Raw genomic sequence first — 18,751 nt, forward strand, 5'->3', positions numbered from 1 at the left:
GAGAGTAGCTGCATGAGCTTTGAAGTCGATGAAGATATATTACAGGATTTCCTTGTTGAAGCAGGGGAAATCTTAGAGCTTTTGTCAGAGCAATTAGTCGAGCTTGAAAATAACCCAGAAGACAAAGATCTTTTAAACGCCATTTTTAGAGGCTTTCACACTGTAAAAGGTGGTGCAGGTTTCTTGAGCATGACAGAGCTTGTTGATGCGTGTCATGGTGCAGAGAATGTTTTCGATTTATTACGTCAAGGTGTGCGTACAGTTACACCTGAGCTGATGGATGTAATCCTACAGGCCCTCGACACTATCAATGAAATGTTCGCTACGATTCAAAATCGCGAACAACCAGAGCCCGCAGATCAAGCCCTATTAGATGTTCTTCATAAATTAAGCCAGCCACCTACAGCAGAAGAGCTCGCTGGTGAAGATATTTCTGTAGCAGGCGATGTTGCAGTTGCACCTGAAGAGCCTGTTATTGAAGAGCCAGTTGTCGATACGCCTGACGTTACAGCTGATATCGCGACAGATAATATTGATGAAGATGACCCATTTGCTTTCGACATGTTGTTTGATGGCGGTGGTCTTGCAGATAGCAAGCCTGAATCACAGAACATTGACGAAATCACCGAAGATGAATTTGAAAGCCTACTTGATGAGCTTCATGGCAAGGGGCAAGGTCCTGCTTCAACCACGCCAGATGTAATTAGTAGCGACAGTGACGACATCACTGATGACGAATTTGACAGCTTATTAGATGAGTTACACGGCGTTGGCAATTTCGGTGAAGTAAAACAAGATAAAGTTGCTCAGCCAGAACCTGTTAAAGCTGCTGAACCTGTTGCACCAACACCTGCTGCAGAAGCAACAAGTAGTGGTTCAGACGATGAAATTAGCGATGACGAGTTTGAAGCCTTACTTGACGAATTACATGGGAAAGGCAGTGCGCCACAGTCTTTAGAAACGGCAGCGCCAGAAAAAGCCCCAGAAACGCCTAAAGCGGAGCCTGCAAAACCTGCTCAACCAGCAGCTTCAAAACCTGCGGCTCAACCTGCACCAGCAGCAAGTAAACCAGCGCCAGCTCCAGCAAAAGCACCGGAAAAAGCTCCCGTCGCTGCAGCAGCGCCAAAGAAAGCGCCACCACCACAGGCTGAAACAACCGTACGTGTTGATACAAAACGCCTTGATGAAATCATGAATATGGTGGGTGAGTTAGTATTGGTTCGTAACCGTTTGGTAAGCCTTGCTAATAACAGCAACAGCGAGTCAATGGGTAAAGCTATTTCTAATCTAGATGTGGTGACAGCTGACTTGCAAGGTGCGGTTATGAAAACCCGCATGCAGCCAATCAAGAAAGTCTTTGGTCGTTTTCCACGCGTTGTTCGTGACTTAGCGCGTAGCTTAAGAAAAGACATCAACTTACAATTAGTTGGTGAAGAAACCGATTTAGATAAAAACTTAGTAGAAGCTCTGGCCGATCCTTTAGTGCACTTAGTGCGTAACTCGGTTGACCATGGTATTGAAATGCCTGATGTGCGTGAAGCTGCAGGCAAGCCGCGTACAGGTACTGTAACGCTGTCGGCTTCGCAAGAAGGTGATCACATCCTACTTACTATCCGCGATGATGGTGCGGGTATGGATGCAGAGAAACTGAAGAAAATTGCGATCACCAAAGGTGTTATCGACCATGACCAAGCAAGCCGTTTATCAGATACAGAAGCATATAATCTAATTTTTGCGCCAGGTTTCTCAACGAAAGAAGAAATCTCTGATATTTCAGGCCGTGGCGTGGGTATGGATGTAGTGAAAACTAAAATCACCCAATTAAACGGCTCAGTTAATATTCAGTCTGAATTAGGTGTAGGGACTGCACTTGAAATCAAGGTGCCGTTGACGCTTGCGATTCTACCAACCTTAATGGTTATTGTTGGTGAGCAAACATTTGCTTTACCACTTGCTGGTGTAAGCGAAATATTCCATCTTGATTTAACGAAAACAAACGTAGTGGATGGTCAGCTGACAATTATTGTACGTGAAAAAGCGATACCGCTTTTCTACTTACAACATTGGTTAGTAAAAGGAGCCAACCGCCAAGAGCGCAAAGCAGAAGGTCACGTGGTTATTGTTCAAATAGGCACTAAACAAGTGGGCTTTGTGGTTGACTCGTTAATTGGTCAAGAAGAGGTGGTGATTAAACCTCTTGATGCATTATTGCAAGGCACTCCGGGTATGGCTGGTGCAACCATCACGTCTGATGGGGGTATCGCACTTATTTTAGACGTACCTAGCATGCTGAAGCACTACGTTGGCTAATAATAAATAGTAAAGTGCAGCGCTCAAGCTGCACTTTCAATGAAATAAAACAAGAGAGTGCCAATGGCAGTCAAAGTATTAGTTGTTGATGATTCAAGCTTTTTTCGCCGTAGAGTGAGCGAAATTTTAGAGCAAGACAGCAATATTCAGGTAATTGGTTTTGCCGTAAATGGTCGTGAAGCGGTAGATAAAGCCCGTGAATTAAGACCTGATGTAATTACTATGGATGTTGAAATGCCTGTTCTTGATGGCATTAGTGCCGTGAAAGAAATAATGGCAGCAACACCGACTCCTATCTTAATGTTTTCATCACTCACCCGTGATGGCGCAACAGCAACCCTAGATGCACTGGATGCTGGGGCGTTAGATTTTTTACCGAAAAAATTCGAAGATATTGCCCGCAATAATGAAGATGCAATTGCGCTTTTACAAAATAAAGTAAAAGAAATTGGTCGTCGTCGACTTTCTCGCTTTACGCGTCCAGCGCCAGTGACCAGAACAACACCGACATCTGCGCCAACTCGTAGCACAACGACCAGCAGCGGTATTGTTCAGCCTGATCGTAGCTTTAGTCGTACTGCGACAGCGCCTGCTAGTTCATCTGCTGGATCGTCTTCATCAGTGAGTAGTATGCGTGCCTCCGGTAAAAAATATCAGTTGGTTGCGATTGGTACTTCAACCGGTGGGCCTGTGGCACTGCAAACAATTTTGACTCAGTTGCCAGCTAACTTCCCACACCCTATTTTGCTGATTCAGCATATGCCAGCGGCGTTTACGCCAGCCTTTGCTGCAAGGCTTAATGGCTTATGCAAAATCAATGTGAAAGAAGCGCAAAATGGTGACCGTTTAGTGCCAGGGACAGCTTATTTAGCACCTGGTGGTCAACAAATGCTGATTGAAGGGCGCGGCGGCTCTCGCACATTACGTGTGTTTGAAGATGACAGCCCGCGTATTACCTACAAACCTAGCGTCGATGTCACCTTTGCGAGTGCCGCAAAAACCTTTGCCGGTGATGTGCTGGCGGTAGTCTTAACTGGTATGGGCGCAGATGGCCGTGATGGTGCACGCATGCTCAAGCAAGTGGGGGCAACCATTTGGGCGCAAGATGAAAAAACCAGTGTGGTGTACGGTATGCCGCAAGCTGTTGCAAACGCAGGATTAGCGAGCGAAAGCCTCGCACTCAATGATGTTGCAGCGCGTTTAACTCGTGAGACTGGCTGTGGATAAGCTTTCGTTTCTTGGCTTAATCGTTGCATTAGGCGCCATTGCTTTTGGTTATGCGCTTGAAGGCGGTGTTGTCAGTGCATTATTCAATGGTCCGGCGCTGATCATTGTTTTAGGTGGGACACTCGGGGCTGTGATGCTACAGACCCCTGGTAGTGTCTTTACCAAAACGCTTAAGATCAGTCATTGGGTGTTCTTTCCTCCGTATCATGATATTGAAGCTGCTATAGAGCAAGTGAAGCGTTGGTCACACAAGGCACGTCAAGAAGGTTACTTAGCACTAGAATCTGAAGCATTATCTCATTCAGACCCGTATGCGGCAAAAGGCTTGAGTCTACTAGTTGATGGGATTGATGAACAAAAACTCAGAGATACCCTTGAGATTGATTTAATGCTAGAACGCGAACGCTTACTCGAGGTAAGTCGTGTTTATGAAGCAATGGGCGGCTATAGTCCAACAATTGGTATTTTAGGGGCCGTGTTAGGTTTGATTCAGGCCATGCAGTTTATAACGGATCCTGAAAAACTGGGTGCGGGTGTAGCAACTGCTTTTATCGCTACCATTTATGGTGTTGGTTTAGCTAACTTACTCTTTTTGCCAATGGCGAATAAGCTTAAGCAGCAAATTGAACAAAAAATGCTGTATCATGAATTACTTGCTGAAGGCATTATTGCTATCTCGCAAGGTGAGAGCCCACTAAATATCGAACTAAAACTTGAGGCGTATCGTGTAGAGCGTCCAAGCTTAGTTGACGAGTAATTTAACATGATGCGCCGTCGCTTGCGTCATAACACGTCAAAAAACCAACACACCGAACGCTGGCTAGTTTCTTATGCCGATTACATGACCATCATGTTTGCTTTTTTTGTGGTCATGTATGCAATCGCAATTAGTAAGAATGAAGACTTTCAAATTCTCTCAGACTCTCTTGAACAGGTGTTTGAAAAGTCTGCTCGTCAGCAACAGCAGGTGGGCACAGGCGTTAACGGCACGGGCATATTAACTGACAGAGTCAGCACCGAGAACGATATTTTGTACGGTGAGAGCATTCGTAAAGAAGAGCAAGGACCTGAGCTACTCGATGGGCAAAGCGAAACCAGTAATATTGAGAAAAAGCATCTTGGCAAGCCCCTCGACAGCTTACTCACGAAATTGCAGTCTGCACTGATTGATGAAATTCGTGATGGTGAAGCGAGTTTAGAGTTACATCAAGACTGGCTTATCATTGAACTAAGCTCTGGGATGCTGTTTTCATCGGGCAGTGCCGTTGCGCAGCAACGAGCCAAGCAAGTCGTTGGCTTAGTAAAAGATATTATTGCCCCTGTTGATAATTACATTCGCGTGCGTGGTTATACCGATAATGAAGGTATTCGCAATGAGATGTTTCGTTCTAACTGGGAGTTATCGGTAGCGCGGGCTACATCGGTACTCGTCGAACTTGAAAGTTTGGGTATCAATCCAGCGCGTATGGCCATTGAAGGTTACGGACAATACTCACCATTTGTGAGTAATGATACCGAGCAAGGACGTGCTGAAAACCGTAAAGTGGTGGTCGCCTTGTCAAAGTATGGTCTACCACCTAAAGCACCAGAAAGCTCAGAGCAAGAGCCACAAAATCAAGCACAAGATACAACTGAAATTGAGTTGCCAAGCAATGATAACACCATTAAAGTGATTCAATTACCACATGGTGGTATTAGGATTACCACGCGCAATGAACAATAATAAGGTGTGATGTGAAAGTTTGGACCGTAGCGAATCAAAAAGGTGGGGTAGGGAAAACCACCACAGCCGTTAGCCTTGCTGGCATTCTCGCTTTACAAGGGAAGCGCGTGTTACTTATTGACACCGACCCGCATGCATCACTCACTTATTACTTTGGTATTGATTCTGAAGATCTTGAAGTCAGTGTGTACGATATATTTGCACGCGGTAACAGTATGGCAAGTGAAGAAATTTTACAGGCTTTATGCCCATCAACACTTGAAAATCTTGATATTTTACCTGCGACTATGGCAATTGCGACGCTTGATAGAAGCATGGGTAATAAAAATGGCATGGGCTTAATACTGAAAAAAGCACTTGCCAAAATTAGCGACCATTATGATTACGCGATTATTGATTGCCCGCCTGTTTTAGGCGTTTTGATGGTCAATGCTCTTGCAGCAAGCGAACGAATTTTAGTGCCAGTACAAACTGAATTTTTGGCTTTAAAAGGGCTTGATCGTATGATGCGCACCATGGAGCTGATGCAAACATCACAAGCCAAACAGTATCAATATACGATTATTCCAACAATGTACGACAAACGCACTAAAGCATCACTTGAAGCTTATAAGACTCTGCAGGATAATTACAAAGACAAAGTATGGTCAGGTGTCGTGCCTGTCGATACAAAATTTAGAGATGCTAGTTTAGCACAACAAGTGCCGATTCAATTTTGCCCGCGTTCACGTGGGGTATTTGCCTATCGCGCACTGCTTGATTACTTAGTTGCACAAGGTTAGAGATGAGTAAGCATTTATTTGCCAATGAAAAAGTGATGACCCAATATTTGGGCGCTTTGTTGTGTGAAGATGAGCCTACAGACCAAAACCTTGAGCCTGTCGCAAAGCTGTTAGAGCAGGTTAAAGAGCCAGAAACAAAGACAGAAGAAAAGCTGACGGAAATTCTGCCTACCCCAGAACCTGTTTTACCAACCCCTGAACCGACTAAAGAGCTTGAGAAAACCGAGAACCAAGCTAATATCAAAGATATAGTTGAAGAACCTAAAGCAGAACTGGTTGCAAAAACATCGTCTGATCGCCAAGAAGACTATTTTGATGGTGAATTTCAGGCATTGTTCTTCGAAGTGGCGGGGTTAACGCTCGCCGTGCCGTTAAAAGCATTAGGGGGAATTCATCAGCTGGCAGAGGTTAACCAATTATTTGGTAAGCCTAAATGGTTTAAAGGCGTGATGCTGAACCGTGAAGAAAAACTGAATGTTGTTGATACTGCACGTTGGGTTATGCCAGAAAAATATGATGAAAAATTAGAACAATCATTAAATTATCAGTATTTAATCACCTTAGGTGACAGTCAATGGGGATTGTTGGCTGAAAAGCTCGTCAATAATATTACGCTTCGAAAAGAAGATGTAAAATGGCGAACTAAATCAGGTAAGCGGCCTTGGCTTGCAGGTGTCATCAAAGAGAAAATGTGCGCCTTGATTGACGTTGAAAATTTATATCAATTGCTAGAGCAGGGCTTAGACAGCCGTGAGCAGTAACTATTTTTACGGAGTAATAGCATGAGTGGAGAAAGACTACTGTCAGCTAATAAAAATGCTGATAGCAACGATGAAGTGTTACAGTGGGTAACCTTTAAACTTGAAGAAGAAACGTACGGCATTAATGTAATGCAAGTACAAGAAGTACTTCGCTATACTGAAATTGCTCCTGTACCAGGTGCACCGTCTTATGTGTTAGGTATCATTAACTTACGTGGTAACGTTGTGACAGTGATCGACACGCGTGCACGTTTTGGTTTAATGGGTGCAGAAGTCACTGATAACTCACGTATCGTGATCATTGAAGCTGAAAAACAAGTGATCGGTATTTTGGTCGACAGTGTGGCTGAAGTGGTTTACCTACGTAGCTCTGAAATTGATAGTGCGCCAAATATCGGCACAGAAGAAAGTGCTAAGTTTATCCAAGGCGTATCTAACCGTGATGGTGAGCTATTGATCTTGGTTGATCTTAATAAATTACTAAATGACGATGAGTGGGACGAGCTAAGCGCACTATAAGCGTTTGGAAATTATATGCTGTTATACTCTTTGTTTGGTGCCTCAATCTTACTTGTATTAGTGTGTTTGGGGCTTATTTTTGTCAATAACAATAAACAAGCGGCGGCAATTCAGGCCAAGCAAAAACAGCTGCAAGAAGCTCAACAGCAATTGAGTATTCTTCGTAGCGAAGTGGCTGAAATGCGTGCCGGCATGCTAAGTATTGGCAAACGTGTTGTCGCTGTTGAAGAAAAAAGTAAAGAGCTTGAACAGCTACAAGATGCACAGAAATATGATGATCCGAACGCGAAAATTTATTCGCGAGCGGTTAAAATGGTTGAGCTAGGTGCTGATTTAGAAGAAATAATTCGTGAATGCGAATTACCCAGAGCCGAAGCTGAGCTACTCATGTCACTTCATAAACAAAAAGGCGCCCAATAAGGCGCTTTTTTATTTGAGCGCTTCTGAGCACTAGGCTTGAATGTTGAGCTTACCCTGAAAATCGTGCCAACCCGGTGGAAATTTACCACGCAATACGTACGAAAAAGCAATTAACTCGGCAATGACATAGTAAAGCTCTTTCGGTATTTCTTCACCTAACTCAAGATGAGACAGAGTTTGGGCTAAATCAGCATCTTGGTGTATCAGAATACCTTTTTGCTCGGCGAGCTTGATAATTTCTTCCGCCAATTCACCAAAGCCTTTACTGGTCACTTTTGGCGAGCTGCCAGCTTCGTAGAGTAGGCCTATCGCAGATTTATGCATCGCGTGTTCACTCATAAAAATTACACCTTAATGTTGATAATCGCATGCGATTTATAAAAAGCCTGATGGTTTGACACACCTTGCTGCAGGTTTAGTTCTCCCACATTTAAGCCATGGCTTGCAAGCTTATGACGTAACGTTTCTAAGTGCGGATGAGCAAGTGCGGTTACTTCTTGTGAAGAAGCAAGTAACTGACAATCAACTGCTTTATCCATCACCTCTGCGGTAATTTGTAACTTGCCAAGCTGTGCATAGTCAAAGTTTAACCGCACAAACCAAACATTTTTTGCTTCGAGTTTATTTTTACTCGGCTTTTTATACTGTCCTAAGCTGATTTCTGTTTGCCCTGTTTCAGGAGGTAGCTTCATCGGCAAGAAAAACTGCGCCAAAGCACTGTTATCTTGTTGCTGATTGATGGGCGTTGTCTGCACTTGGGTCAGAGTCTGTTTGAGTTGAGATACTTCAGCGGCCATTGCTTGCATCGTTGGCTGTTGCAATTGCTCGAGTAACTTGCTGCCGTTAACGGCTTTAAAATTGGGCACTAACACTTGCAGTAATGCATCAAGACCTGTTTGATTATTGAAGCTAATACTCGTTGGCGCTTGATTGATAATGGGTGCCGCCAGTGAAGCCACCGCTAATTGCTCTAAACCCTGACTAAAGCTCGCTTGCTGAGTCTGGCTGGGTAATGCGGCTGGTCTGAGAATACTTAAAAGTTCTCGCTCAATTGTTGTCGGGTGCATGTTTTGACTAGAGATCATGCGATTAAATGCTTGATTCACGAGTCGATTTAAATCTACCGAAGACGACGAGTTTTGCTCGCTCAGGGCTACAAGTTTTTCTGTTAATTGCACTGGCAGTGGCGTACTTACTAACGGCTTACTTTCCGGAAGTGGTAATAACTTAGCAATCAACGCGGCTTCAATGGGCCTTATCGGCAATAAGGGTTGAGCTAAGTTTGGCTCTTTCGCTGCTAAAAAGGGGGCATGCAATTGAGTTTGCTGCTGAGCAACTTTTTGTAACCCTTGAGCTTGTTCATTAATTGCTTGAGTCGCTAATGCGGTTTGTTTTATTGGCTCATTAGGTCCTGCTACAAGGTTTTTAGCCACAGTTTTTATAACTTGCTCAGCGTGTTGCTGCAAAGGTGATGATGACCCTTTTATCTCTGGCTTTACATTTTGCGTCAGCGAATTGGGTGCTGTGCTTAATGGCGTCTGTTTAGTTTGAGAGGCCGGCTCACTGGCATTGTTGAGTACTGAATTAGCAAAGTTACTTTTAACTTGAGCGAGTTGCTCTGAGGCTGGTTTGTCAGGTTTTATGGCAGTAACCGCGCTGTTAACCGCTTTGTTGTCTACAGGCGCTTTTTGCAAATTGTTATCTGTGCTCAGCAATGGTGGTTGTGTTTTGCTACTGTTTATTGCTGGTTGACTGGCCTGAGTTTGCGCACTAACAAGCGGCTCTAAACTGACTTTTATACGTTGCAATAATTGTATTAAAGGCGGCGCATTATTATAGCTCACGGGTAAACTCACTTGCTTTGCCGACTGAGTGGTTGTTAATGGTGAGTCTGCTTGTTTAGTTGCAGGTAATGGTCCATTCGTTGCAATTGAATCACTGGCTCTTGGGGATATGTGAGGCGCTGCTTGTTGGAGTGCGCTTTGCTGAACAGCGGCAAACTTTATTATATTGATCTTATTAGCATTAAAGCCAAGTTGGCTAATCGTATTTTTGCTCTCAATCAGCTGGTTTGTTGGCTGGTTAACTGCTGCTTTTGTGGTGGCAGGGAGCTTTTCAAAATAGCGTACAGCATCACTAATACGCGTTTTTAAATCAGCAAAACTGTCTTTTAGCCAGGAGCTGATTGGAGAGTGTGAGCTACTCGATGGCGCAAGCAACGCACTCTTAGGTTCAACTGCTTGGCTTTTTAACGCTTGAATGAATGTCTCTGACAGCGAGTTCTTCAACAACACTTGCTGAACTGGCATTTTATTTACTAGTTCTAATGTTTCTTTAACTGAGTGAGGGGTTACTTTTAGTGCGTGCGGATGAAATTGCCACTGCGCTTGAATTTGCTTAGCTTGCTTTGGTGAAATAGTTGATAGCGGCAATGTTAATTCGTTGCTTTGCTTGCTGGCAACGCTCAGCTGCACTTGTTGCCCAGCTAATTTTAAGTTCATTTCGGGGGTTAGCTTTGCCACCAACTCAGCCACTTTTTGTTGGCTAACACTTTGCTGATGGAGAGAGTCCCCAAAGCGATTAATAATGTTTAAATTAAAGCTATTTTGTTGGTTGGTCGCTGGGAGCAAAATGGCTTTAAGTGGTGCTTCAGCTTTTAAAAGAGCAACCAGGCTATTGTTAAGGGCAAACTCAGCCTTTAATGCGGGTAGTTGTAACAAGGCCTTGCTATCTGCAATTTGAGCAGGATAGGGCGCGGTAGTATGTGCATCTCCTTGGGTTAGTAAGTTAAGAAGCGCGTGTAGTTGCTGGCTTTTACCTAGTGTAATCGTCAGCGGTGCTGGTGTAATACTCAGCTGTTTACCATCACTACTTAATTGAATATTGGCCGCTAGAAAGCGCTCAGTTTTGAGGTTTTCTTGCTCTGTTGATAAGCGCAGTGTTTGCCATGAGTTATTGATTAGCACGTCCATTTGCACGCTTTGCTTACCAATCACAATATTACGGGCAGTCACGTTCTGCTCAGCCAGCATTTTTAAGGCATCATTGGATGAATGCTGTGATGCGCTGCTTATCGCTTTTGGATCAAGGTTAAGCTGAGTGCTGAGAGTCAACTGGCTTTGTTTATTCATTATTTTAGATCAAATATAAGTTAATCGTTTTAAAGCAATATTCGTATTACCCTATCATTATGGTAGACTAACGCCTAATTTTGGGTATAGAGAATCGTCATCTTGTTACACATTAAGGCCGTCACCTGCATCAAGCAAGATCGTTGTTTGTTTGCGGATCTTAATTTCAGCTTGAAATCGGGACAAATTATGCAATTAGCTGGTCCGAATGGGGCTGGTAAAACATCATTATTGCGTATTATCGCGGGTTTCGCTATGGCGGATGAAGGCGATGTATTTTTCCAAGAGCGTTCTATTTCAAAATACTATGATGAATATGCACAAGAGCTGCTGTTCATTGGCCATAAAACGGGTGTAAATACACAGCTTACCGCCCTAGAAAATGTCGCATTTTGGCTGAAAATTAATGGCTACGACAGCAAGCAAGACTTGTATCCAATCTTAGCAAAAATAGGCTTGGTGGGCCTTGAAGATGTGCCTGTTCGTATGCTGTCTGCGGGGCAACAGCGCCGTGTCGCTTTAGTAAGACTGTGGTTAAATAGCGCCAAACTATGGATCCTTGATGAGCCATTTACTGCACTTGATAAAAGCGGTGTTGCATTTTTGCAAGAACGTTTTGTCGAGCACTTAAATGCAGGTGGGGCGATTCTTTTAACCACTCACCAAGATTTAACAACACAATTTAGTGATCTAAAAACAGTGACTTTGGAGTATCGCCACTGATGGTAAAACAGCATTCGTATTGGCAATTATTCTCTGCGGTTTTTTCTAAAGATCTTAAATTAGCGTTTCGTCAGCGTGCTGAAATCGTTAACCCTATCTTGTTTTTTCTGATTGTTATTACACTTTTTCCGTTAGCAATTGGCCCTGAGCCCGGTCTACTTGCTCGTATGGCGCCAGGCATTATTTGGGTCGCTGCGTTACTGTCAACCATGTTAGGCCTTGATAAGCTATTTCGCGATGACTATCACGACGGAACATTAGAGCAATTAATCGCGTCGTCATATCCATTACCGTTAACAGTGCTTGCAAAAGTGGCTGCTCATTGGGTGATCACGGGGCTGCCATTAGTACTGATGACGCCGGTATTTGCTTTGTTATTGAATTTAGAAAGTTCAGCGCTGTTAGCAACCGTTCTAACATTATTGTTGGGTACGCCATTGCTTAGCTTTATTGGCGCAATTGGCGCTGGACTTACTGTGGGACTGCAAAAAGGCGGTATTTTGATGAGTTTGCTTGTTTTGCCTTTGTATATCCCTGTACTAATTTTTGCAACCTCGGCTATTGATACCAGCTCTATGGAGCTTGCCTATAGCGGACAGCTTGCAATCCTTGGTGCCATGCTAATCGTAGCGATTATAGCGGCGCCAATTGCCATATCGTCAGCATTGAAAGTGAGTGTAAGTTAATATGTGGAAGTGGTTACATCCCTACGCAAAAGCAGATCGTGCTTACCAATTGTGTAACACCTTACTGCCTTATTTCGCCGTCGTTACGGTGGTTTGTATGATTGTTGGATGGGTCTGGGGGCTTGCTTATGCTCCAGCCGATTACCAACAAAAAGACAGCTACCGAATTATTTTTATCCATGTGCCTTCAGCTATTTTATCTATGGGCGCTTACTCTTCTATGGCGATTGCAGCAGTGATCGCACTAGTATGGCAATTACGTAATGCAGAACTTGCTGTGATTGCAATTGCACCCGTTGGGGCATGTGTGACAGCGATAGCATTAATCACCGGTGCAGCATGGGGTAAACCTATGTGGGGCGCATGGTGGGTATGGGATGCACGCCTTACGTCTGAGCTTATTCTGTTATTTTTGTATTTAGGCGTGTTATCGCTTTACCATGCTTTTGAAGATAAAAAAGCAGCGGGTCGCGCAGCGTGTATTTTAGCCATTGTTGGGGTTATCAACTTACCGATTATTCACTTCTCGGTAGAGTGGTGGAATACCTTGCACCAAGGTGCAACTATTACAAAATTTGATACTAAAGCCATTGATCCAAGTATGTTTTGGCCATTAATGGTGAACATTGTTGCGTTTGCAGGTTTTGTTGGTGTGGTGACCTTAATTCGCCTTAAAAACGAAATTTTACAACGTGAAAAGCACCGCCCGTGGGTGCGTGATATGCTTGAGCGAGGTTAATCATGCATTTTGATTCTTTTGCAGATTTTATTGCCATGGGTGGCTATGGCTTTTATGTTTGGTTGTCTTTTGGCAGCTGTGCATTGATTTTACTCGGTATTTTATTTAGTTCGTTAAACGATACAAAACGTATTTTCTCTTCAGTAAAGCAGCAAGCACTACGTGAAGAGCGCATTAAGAAAGCGAAGCAAGAGGCAGGGCAATGAATCCAAGACGTAAAAAACGTTTATTAGCTGTTGTAGCCATTATTTTTGGTGTGGGTGCAACCATTGGTTTAGTGCTGTACGCACTGCAAGAAAACATTAATTTGTTCTATACCCCAAGCGAACTTGTTGAGGGTAAAGGCCCGAACAAAGAAAAACCGCATGTCGGTCAAAAGCTCCGCATTGGTGGTATGGTTGTACCTGGCTCAGTTGTACGTGACGAAGCAAGCTTGAAAGTGAGCTTCAAATTGATCGATAAAGGCCCTATGGTGACAATTAATTATCAAGGGATATTGCCGGACTTATTCCGTGAAGGCCAAGGGATTGTGGCACAGGGCGTGTTAGTAAAAGCCAATGAAATTGATGCCTTTGAAGTGCTTGCAAAGCATGATGAAGAATACATGCCAGCAGAGGTTGCTGAAGCTGTGAAGGGTATCAAACACGAGAAACCGACGTATAACTTAGATAGCGGCAATTAATATGATCCCAGAACTCGGTTATTTTTCTTTAACACTGGCCATGGTGCTCAGTGTTTTACTGTGTATTTTTCCTTTGTGGGGGGCGCATACCGGCAATTTACGTTTAATGCGCGCAGCCCCATCACTGGCAATTGGTCAGTTCGTCTTTGTGCTTTTATCATTTGCAGCACTTATTTATGCCAGTTTAGCCGATGACTTTACCGTTTCGTATGTTGCTTATCACTCAAGTAGCACCTTACCTTGGTACTACAAAATTACCTCGACATGGGGTGGCCATGAGGGAGCAATTTTACTTTGGTTAGTGATGCAAGCGGGTTGGACAGCGGTTGTTGCAATGCGCTCGCAATCATTACCTTGGGTTTTACGTGCCCGAGTACTCGGTGTACTAGGCTTTTTAGGCGTTGGCTTTATGCTTTACACCTTATTAATGTCGAGCCCATTTGAGCGCCTATTACCGTATTTCCCAGTTGAAGGTCGCGATTTAAATCCGTTATTGCAAGACCCTGGCATGATTATTCACCCGCCATTGCTTTATATGGGCTATGTGGGTTTATCTGTGTCGTTCTCATTTGCTATTGCGGCACTACTTACCGGAAAGCTTGATAATACCTGGGCTAAGTGGTCTCGTCCTTGGACAATGACTGCATGGGGCTTTTTAACACTCGGTATTACCATCGGTAGTTGGTGGGCATACTCAGAACTTGGCTGGGGTGGCTGGTGGTTCTGGGATCCAGTTGAAAACGCATCATTAATGCCATGGCTTGTGGCAACCGCATTGTTGCACTCATTATCAACCACCGAAAAGCGTGGTGTCTTTAAGTCTTGGACGGTATTACTCGCTATTGCAGCATTCTCTTTGAGCTTACTGGGTACCTTTATTGTGCGCTCGGGTATCATTGTATCTGTGCATGCATTTGCCTCAGATCCTAATCGCGGAATGTTTATTTTAGCTTTCTTAGCCATTGTTGTGGGTGGTGGTTTATCGCTTTATGCACTGCGTGTATCACAGGTGAAAAGTGAAGGCCGTTATAAGTTTGCTTCGCGTGAAGTTGCGCTTTGGCTAAATAATATTTTCTTAGTTGTGGCAACGCTGATTGTATTGTTGGGTACATTATTGCCAATGATCCACAAAGAACTTGGCTTAGGCAGTATCTCGATTGGTGAACCATTCTTCAACAAGATGTTTGCAATTCTACTGGTACCGTTTGCCATATTAATGGGCATGGGCCCGCTATTACGCTGGAAACAAAACAAATGGTCGATGCTGCAAAATAAATTTGCACTCTCGGCCGTCGTAAGCCTAGTAGCAACAGCAGCATGGTTATATTCAAGCTACGATGTGATTGCACCTATTACCTTTATTGCAACAACATTAGCGGTATGGATTTTTGTTACTACTCTGGTTGATTTAGCGGCAAAAGTAACTATTCATAAAACCTTAGGTGAAGGCTTTAAACGATTAGGGTTAAGTTATTGGGCGATGGTTTTAGGTCACATTGGTTTAGCATTTGTGATTGCAGGTGTAACGCTAACCTCTGCTTACTCAGTTGAGCGTGATGTATCAATGAAGCCAGGCGAAACCGTGGCATTAAATGAATATCAGTACCGCTTTGATGGTGTTAAAACAATTCGTGGCGCTAACTATAGCGGCCATGCTGGTGTTGTCACCGTACTGAAAAACGATAAACAAGTAACCGTGTTACACGCTGAGAAACGTCGTTATGACATCGGTATGCAATTTATGACAGAAGCCGCTGTGGATGCTGGTTTTACACGCGACTTGTATTTAGCACTAGGCGAGCAATTAAGCCAAGGTGCGTGGTCGTTACGTATTTACCATAAACCGTATGTTCGTTGGATGTGGCTCGGTGGTATTTTAATTTCATTGGCTGGCTTTTTAGTGCTTGGTGATAAACGTTATCGCCAGAAATCGACTAAGCAGGAGGCATCAGCATGAACCGTAAACTACTCGCGCTAGCACCGTTACTGGTTTTTGTTTTACTGTGTGTGTTTTTATACCAAGGTTTGTTTGCTAATCCGCGTGAGCTACAAACAGGGCGTATTGGACACGCGATGCCTGCATTCAATTTGCCCGATTTGATGGATGAGTCAAAACGTTGGACAGATGCCGACTTAAAGGGTGAAGTGTACCTACTTAATGTGTGGGGCACATGGTGCCCGACCTGTTTAGCTGAGTTAGGTTACTTGACTGAGCTAAGAGAGCAGGGTGTTAAGATTGTTGGCTTATACTACGAGCAAGGCTACGACCCAGACTTTGATGGCCAGTTTGATATTAACGCACTACGCGAAGATGTCACCAGTATGCTTAATCGTGCTGGCGACCCGTATCAATTCAATATCTTAGATTTAAAACGCACATTAGCCCTTGATTTAGGGGTGTCTGGCGCGCCAGAAACCTTCTTAGTTGATAAGCAAGGCACCATTTTGCTGCACCATACCGGTGATATTAACCCACGTGTATGGCGAGCTAAATTCGCACCGTTAATGCAGGAGCACAGTAATGAGACTCGTGATTTTTTTAGCAAGTTTGCTTATCACGTTTAGCGCATTTGCAGAGCAAGACAAATACCAATTTGATGATAAAGAGCAGGCCGTACGCTTCAGTGAGCTTACCAAGGAGCTGCGTTGTCCTAAATGTCAAAACCAAAACATTGCCGACTCAGACGCGGTTGTAGCCAAAGATTTACGCGATAAAGTGTTGGCACTGGTGAAAGATGGTAAAAGCAAAGATGAAGTCATTGATTATATGATTGACCGTTATGGCTACTTTGTACATTACGACCCACCTGTAACGCCAGCAACGTTAGTGTTATGGGTATTGCCAGTATTGATTGTGGTACTTGGCTTTGGCTTTATCGTTTTACGCCAACGTAAGGCATCAGTAAAACAAACATGGACAGAGCAAGACGAAGCGTTACTTGCAAAGTTAATTGAACAAAATCAACGTCAGGAGCAAAGCTAGATGGCATTAATGTGGGCATCTTTTGTTTTACTCACACTGATTGCATTGCTATTTGTTGTCGTACCGTTTTTTAAACGCGAACGTATTCAACGCCTTGATCACAATGCAAACTCGGAATTAATCCGAATTTATCATCAACGTTTAGATGAGCTTAAAACTGAACTAGATAACCAACGTATTGATGCACAAATGTACGATGAGTCAGTTATCGAACAAAAGCGTCGTTTGCTCAATGAGTTGTCTCCAGAAAAAGCGTTAAACAGTAAAGGTAATAACCGTATTTTTGCACTTACTGGCGCAGGCTTTTTAATTGTTTTAACAGCCATCTTTTATGGTTATACGGGTAGCCAGCAGCAAATTAAAGGCTGGCATGACGCGATGGCAAATCTTAAGTCATATGGCGAGCGTGCCGTGATGCAAGAAGGTGAGCCGTTAACACCAAATGAGCTACAAGCGTTTGCGTTAGCACTGCGTACTAAGCTTGATCAAAGTGGTGATGACGAAGTGGCGTGGATGCTACTTGGTCGAGTTGCAATGTCATTAAATGAATTTGATATGGCAATGCAGTCATTTGATAAGGTTCTTAAAATGAACCCAGATAACAAGCAAGTGCTGATCAGCTACTCGCAAGTACTGTTAATGGAAGGCAGTGATGCGAATATGTCTCGTGCTGCGACGATGTTATCAAGAGTGTTAAAAGCCGAGCCAACTAATATTGATGCAATCTCATTATTAGCCTTGATTGCGTATGAACGTAAAGATTGGCTACAAGCTAAAACTGCATTTGAAGTATTGCTTGCAAGTATGCAGCAAAACGATCCGCGTTATAGCATGATTGCAGAGCGTATTGCTGAAATTGATGCCCACTTAAATAATGAGCAGCAAACAACGAATACAGAGTTAGCAAAAGCGTCAAACAGTGAAATTAGCATCACAGTTGATTTAGACCCGGCACTGGTTGATTCACAGCCACAAAACGGTACGTTATTTGTTTTTGCTAAAGCAGCCAGTGGCCCACAAATGCCATTGGCTGTGGTTAAAATGACCGAATACAGTTTTCCGCTAACCGTGACGTTAAGTGATACGAATGCCATGGTTGATGGCTTGAATCTATCGAGTGTAGATAAAATTATTTTAACTGCGCGTTTATCAAAAGATGCAACTGTGGTAACTTCTAGCGGCGAGTTGGAAGGCAAGTCGGATGTCTTAGAGCGTGCAAACGTTAAAGAATATTCGCTGCTAATTAATGAGTTAATACCGTAAGGATAGCCGATGTTTAGGCACAGTATATTTTTTATCTTTTTTGTAGTGCTTGCAGGATGCGCACAGATACCAGAAGAAAAAGTGGATGAACGAGATCCTCTGCAATCATTTAACCGTCCTATGTATGATTTTAATATGGACGTACTTGATGCGTATATTCTTCGCCCAGCAGCCGTTGGTTACATCACAGTAACCCCCGCACCGGTTAGACGCAGTATTGTTAATTTTACCGATAACATCACTGCACCGACTGACATGGTTAATGCTGGTTTACAGGGTAAACCGGGTAATATGGGCATTAGCTTTGCGCGTTTTTTAGTGAACTCTACGGTGGGCTTACTCGGCTTTTTTGATGTTGCTTCATCATTGGGTTTAGAAATCGTTGATGAGGACTTTGGTCAAACCCTCGGCGTATGGGGAGTGGGTGATGGTGCTTACTTAATGATCCCAGGTATGGGGCCAAGTACTGCACGAAACTTAACCGGTGATGTGGTCGATAACTTTGTGTTACCTGAAATCACCTTAACGACGCCACAGACTATATTGGTGTTTGCACTGAAAGCAGTTGAGGCACGTGCTTCATTAATGCCGCAAGAGAGCTTATTAAATGAGTCGCTTGACCCATATATCTTTATGAAGGATATCTACTTCCAGCGTCAATTGTATGAGCTATATGACGGCAATCCGCCAGTAGAAAAAGAGCCTGATGATTTTGATGAAGACTTTTTAGAGAATCTTTAAGATTATTCAACTCAAAAAAATGCCAGCAATTGCTGGCATTTTTTATATCTTTAAGCGAATT

At 43.5% G+C, this 18,751-nt stretch carries 20 protein-coding genes; 18 read left to right on the forward strand and 2 right to left on the reverse strand.

Annotation, left to right across the window (positions count from 1 at the left end):
* The first annotated feature begins 12 nt into the window (after window positions 1-12).
* The 8 genes from C2M25_RS14910 (at window position 13) to C2M25_RS14945 (ending at window position 7,742) form a co-directional block, all read left to right on the forward strand.
* Entirely contained in the window at window positions 13-2,310 is a 2,298-nt protein-coding gene (locus C2M25_RS14910; RefSeq protein WP_105175238.1) for a chemotaxis protein CheA, read from the forward strand.
* A 63-nt stretch (window positions 2,311-2,373) separates the two neighbouring features.
* Window positions 2,374-3,537, forward strand: a complete 1,164-nt coding sequence (locus tag C2M25_RS14915; protein WP_063706618.1) for a protein-glutamate methylesterase/protein-glutamine glutaminase — start codon at window positions 2,374-2,376, stop codon at window positions 3,535-3,537.
* Entirely contained in the window at window positions 3,530-4,294 is a 765-nt protein-coding gene (locus tag C2M25_RS14920; RefSeq protein ID WP_063706620.1) for a flagellar motor protein, read from the forward strand. The genes C2M25_RS14915 and C2M25_RS14920 overlap by 8 nt, the downstream gene beginning before the upstream one ends.
* A 6-nt stretch (window positions 4,295-4,300) precedes the next feature.
* Window positions 4,301-5,260, forward strand: a complete 960-nt coding sequence (locus C2M25_RS14925; RefSeq protein ID WP_105175237.1) for a flagellar motor protein MotB — start codon at window positions 4,301-4,303, stop codon at window positions 5,258-5,260.
* Between the two features lie 11 nt (window positions 5,261-5,271).
* On the forward strand, window positions 5,272-6,042 hold the full coding sequence (locus C2M25_RS14930; RefSeq protein WP_054553253.1) for a ParA family protein: 771 nt from the start codon (window positions 5,272-5,274) through the stop codon (window positions 6,040-6,042).
* A 2-nt stretch (window positions 6,043-6,044) separates the two neighbouring features.
* Window positions 6,045-6,803: a chemotaxis protein CheW gene (locus tag C2M25_RS14935; protein ID WP_063706626.1), complete on the forward strand. Its 759-nt coding sequence runs from the start codon at window positions 6,045-6,047 to the stop codon at window positions 6,801-6,803.
* 21 nt (window positions 6,804-6,824) lie between these two features.
* Window positions 6,825-7,322, forward strand: coding sequence for a chemotaxis protein CheW (locus tag C2M25_RS14940; RefSeq protein ID WP_063706628.1), 498 nt, complete (start codon window positions 6,825-6,827; stop codon window positions 7,320-7,322).
* 15 nt (window positions 7,323-7,337) lie between these two features.
* Window positions 7,338-7,742 carry a DUF2802 domain-containing protein gene (locus C2M25_RS14945; RefSeq protein ID WP_055020709.1) on the forward strand — a complete coding sequence of 135 codons (405 nt, stop codon included), beginning with the start codon at window positions 7,338-7,340 and terminating at the stop codon, window positions 7,740-7,742.
* A 30-nt stretch (window positions 7,743-7,772) separates the two neighbouring features.
* Here the strand turns inward: C2M25_RS14945 and C2M25_RS14950 are convergent, their stop codons facing one another.
* Together C2M25_RS14950 and fliK are read right to left on the reverse strand one after the other, a co-directional pair.
* Window positions 7,773-8,081: an EscU/YscU/HrcU family type III secretion system export apparatus switch protein gene (locus C2M25_RS14950; RefSeq protein WP_063706630.1), complete on the reverse strand. Its 309-nt coding sequence runs from the start codon at window positions 8,079-8,081 to the stop codon at window positions 7,773-7,775.
* Window positions 8,082-8,086: 5 nt separating this feature from the next.
* Entirely contained in the window at window positions 8,087-10,873 is a 2,787-nt protein-coding gene (gene fliK, locus C2M25_RS14955; RefSeq protein ID WP_234003586.1) for a flagellar hook-length control protein FliK, read from the reverse strand.
* 102 nt (window positions 10,874-10,975) lie between these two features.
* On the opposite strand from fliK, the gene ccmA reads away from it, so the two are divergent.
* Genes ccmA through C2M25_RS15005 form a run of 10 tightly spaced genes read left to right on the forward strand, consistent with a single transcriptional unit; the run spans window position 10,976 to window position 18,690 of the window.
* Window positions 10,976-11,596 carry a cytochrome c biogenesis heme-transporting ATPase CcmA gene (gene ccmA, locus C2M25_RS14960; protein ID WP_105175235.1) on the forward strand — a complete coding sequence of 207 codons (621 nt, stop codon included), beginning with the start codon at window positions 10,976-10,978 and terminating at the stop codon, window positions 11,594-11,596.
* Window positions 11,596-12,282, forward strand: coding sequence for a heme exporter protein CcmB (gene ccmB / locus C2M25_RS14965; protein ID WP_054553246.1), 687 nt, complete (start codon window positions 11,596-11,598; stop codon window positions 12,280-12,282). The genes ccmA and ccmB overlap by 1 nt, the downstream gene beginning before the upstream one ends.
* Before the next feature lies 1 nt (window position 12,283).
* Window positions 12,284-13,021, forward strand: a complete 738-nt coding sequence (locus C2M25_RS14970; RefSeq protein ID WP_063706635.1) for a heme ABC transporter permease — start codon at window positions 12,284-12,286, stop codon at window positions 13,019-13,021.
* Window positions 13,022-13,023: 2 nt separating this feature from the next.
* Entirely contained in the window at window positions 13,024-13,227 is a 204-nt protein-coding gene (gene ccmD, locus C2M25_RS14975; RefSeq protein ID WP_105181449.1) for a heme exporter protein CcmD, read from the forward strand.
* Complete coding sequence (gene ccmE / locus C2M25_RS14980; protein ID WP_063706638.1) at window positions 13,224-13,703, forward strand: cytochrome c maturation protein CcmE; 480 nt, start codon at window positions 13,224-13,226, stop codon at window positions 13,701-13,703. Before ccmD ends, ccmE begins: the two co-directional genes overlap by 4 nt.
* Window position 13,704: 1 nt before the next feature.
* Window positions 13,705-15,660 carry a heme lyase CcmF/NrfE family subunit gene (locus tag C2M25_RS14985; protein WP_105181450.1) on the forward strand — a complete coding sequence of 652 codons (1,956 nt, stop codon included), beginning with the start codon at window positions 13,705-13,707 and terminating at the stop codon, window positions 15,658-15,660.
* Entirely contained in the window at window positions 15,657-16,268 is a 612-nt protein-coding gene (locus tag C2M25_RS14990) for a DsbE family thiol:disulfide interchange protein (protein WP_105181451.1), read from the forward strand. Before C2M25_RS14985 ends, C2M25_RS14990 begins: the two co-directional genes overlap by 4 nt.
* Window positions 16,225-16,686 carry a cytochrome c-type biogenesis protein gene (locus C2M25_RS14995; RefSeq protein ID WP_063706644.1) on the forward strand — a complete coding sequence of 154 codons (462 nt, stop codon included), beginning with the start codon at window positions 16,225-16,227 and terminating at the stop codon, window positions 16,684-16,686. The genes C2M25_RS14990 and C2M25_RS14995 overlap by 44 nt, the downstream gene beginning before the upstream one ends.
* Window positions 16,687-17,949, forward strand: coding sequence for a c-type cytochrome biogenesis protein CcmI (gene ccmI, locus C2M25_RS15000; RefSeq protein WP_063706646.1), 1,263 nt, complete (start codon window positions 16,687-16,689; stop codon window positions 17,947-17,949).
* 9 nt (window positions 17,950-17,958) lie between these two features.
* Window positions 17,959-18,690: an MlaA family lipoprotein gene (locus tag C2M25_RS15005; protein ID WP_063706648.1), complete on the forward strand. Its 732-nt coding sequence runs from the start codon at window positions 17,959-17,961 to the stop codon at window positions 18,688-18,690.
* Window positions 18,691-18,751: the final 61 nt, after the last annotated feature.

Origin of the sequence: Pseudoalteromonas sp. T1lg21, assembly GCF_002964625.1 — a bacterium.
In the GTDB taxonomy this organism is placed as follows: Bacteria; Pseudomonadota; Gammaproteobacteria; order Enterobacterales; family Alteromonadaceae; genus Pseudoalteromonas; species Pseudoalteromonas gelatinilytica.

Coding starts and splice junctions, on each gene's coding strand:
- ccmI (WP_063706646.1), top strand. CDS start 16,687: ATGGCATTAATGTGGGCATCTTTTGTTTTACTCACACTGATTGCATTG.
- C2M25_RS14945 (WP_055020709.1), top strand. CDS start 7,338: ATGCTGTTATACTCTTTGTTTGGTGCCTCAATCTTACTTGTATTAGTG.
- C2M25_RS14995 (WP_063706644.1), top strand. CDS start 16,225: ATGAGACTCGTGATTTTTTTAGCAAGTTTGCTTATCACGTTTAGCGCA.
- C2M25_RS14940 (WP_063706628.1), top strand. CDS start 6,825: ATGAGTGGAGAAAGACTACTGTCAGCTAATAAAAATGCTGATAGCAAC.
- ccmD (WP_105181449.1), top strand. CDS start 13,024: ATGCATTTTGATTCTTTTGCAGATTTTATTGCCATGGGTGGCTATGGC.
- C2M25_RS14925 (WP_105175237.1), top strand. CDS start 4,301: ATGATGCGCCGTCGCTTGCGTCATAACACGTCAAAAAACCAACACACC.
- ccmB (WP_054553246.1), top strand. CDS start 11,596: ATGGTAAAACAGCATTCGTATTGGCAATTATTCTCTGCGGTTTTTTCT.
- fliK (WP_234003586.1), bottom strand. CDS start 10,873: ATGAATAAACAAAGCCAGTTGACTCTCAGCACTCAGCTTAACCTTGAT.
- C2M25_RS14915 (WP_063706618.1), top strand. CDS start 2,374: ATGGCAGTCAAAGTATTAGTTGTTGATGATTCAAGCTTTTTTCGCCGT.
- C2M25_RS14950 (WP_063706630.1), bottom strand. CDS start 8,081: ATGAGTGAACACGCGATGCATAAATCTGCGATAGGCCTACTCTACGAA.
- C2M25_RS14985 (WP_105181450.1), top strand. CDS start 13,705: ATGATCCCAGAACTCGGTTATTTTTCTTTAACACTGGCCATGGTGCTC.
- C2M25_RS14990 (WP_105181451.1), top strand. CDS start 15,657: ATGAACCGTAAACTACTCGCGCTAGCACCGTTACTGGTTTTTGTTTTA.
- C2M25_RS14935 (WP_063706626.1), top strand. CDS start 6,045: ATGAGTAAGCATTTATTTGCCAATGAAAAAGTGATGACCCAATATTTG.
- C2M25_RS14910 (WP_105175238.1), top strand. CDS start 13: ATGAGCTTTGAAGTCGATGAAGATATATTACAGGATTTCCTTGTTGAA.
- ccmE (WP_063706638.1), top strand. CDS start 13,224: ATGAATCCAAGACGTAAAAAACGTTTATTAGCTGTTGTAGCCATTATT.
- C2M25_RS15005 (WP_063706648.1), top strand. CDS start 17,959: ATGTTTAGGCACAGTATATTTTTTATCTTTTTTGTAGTGCTTGCAGGA.
- C2M25_RS14970 (WP_063706635.1), top strand. CDS start 12,284: ATGTGGAAGTGGTTACATCCCTACGCAAAAGCAGATCGTGCTTACCAA.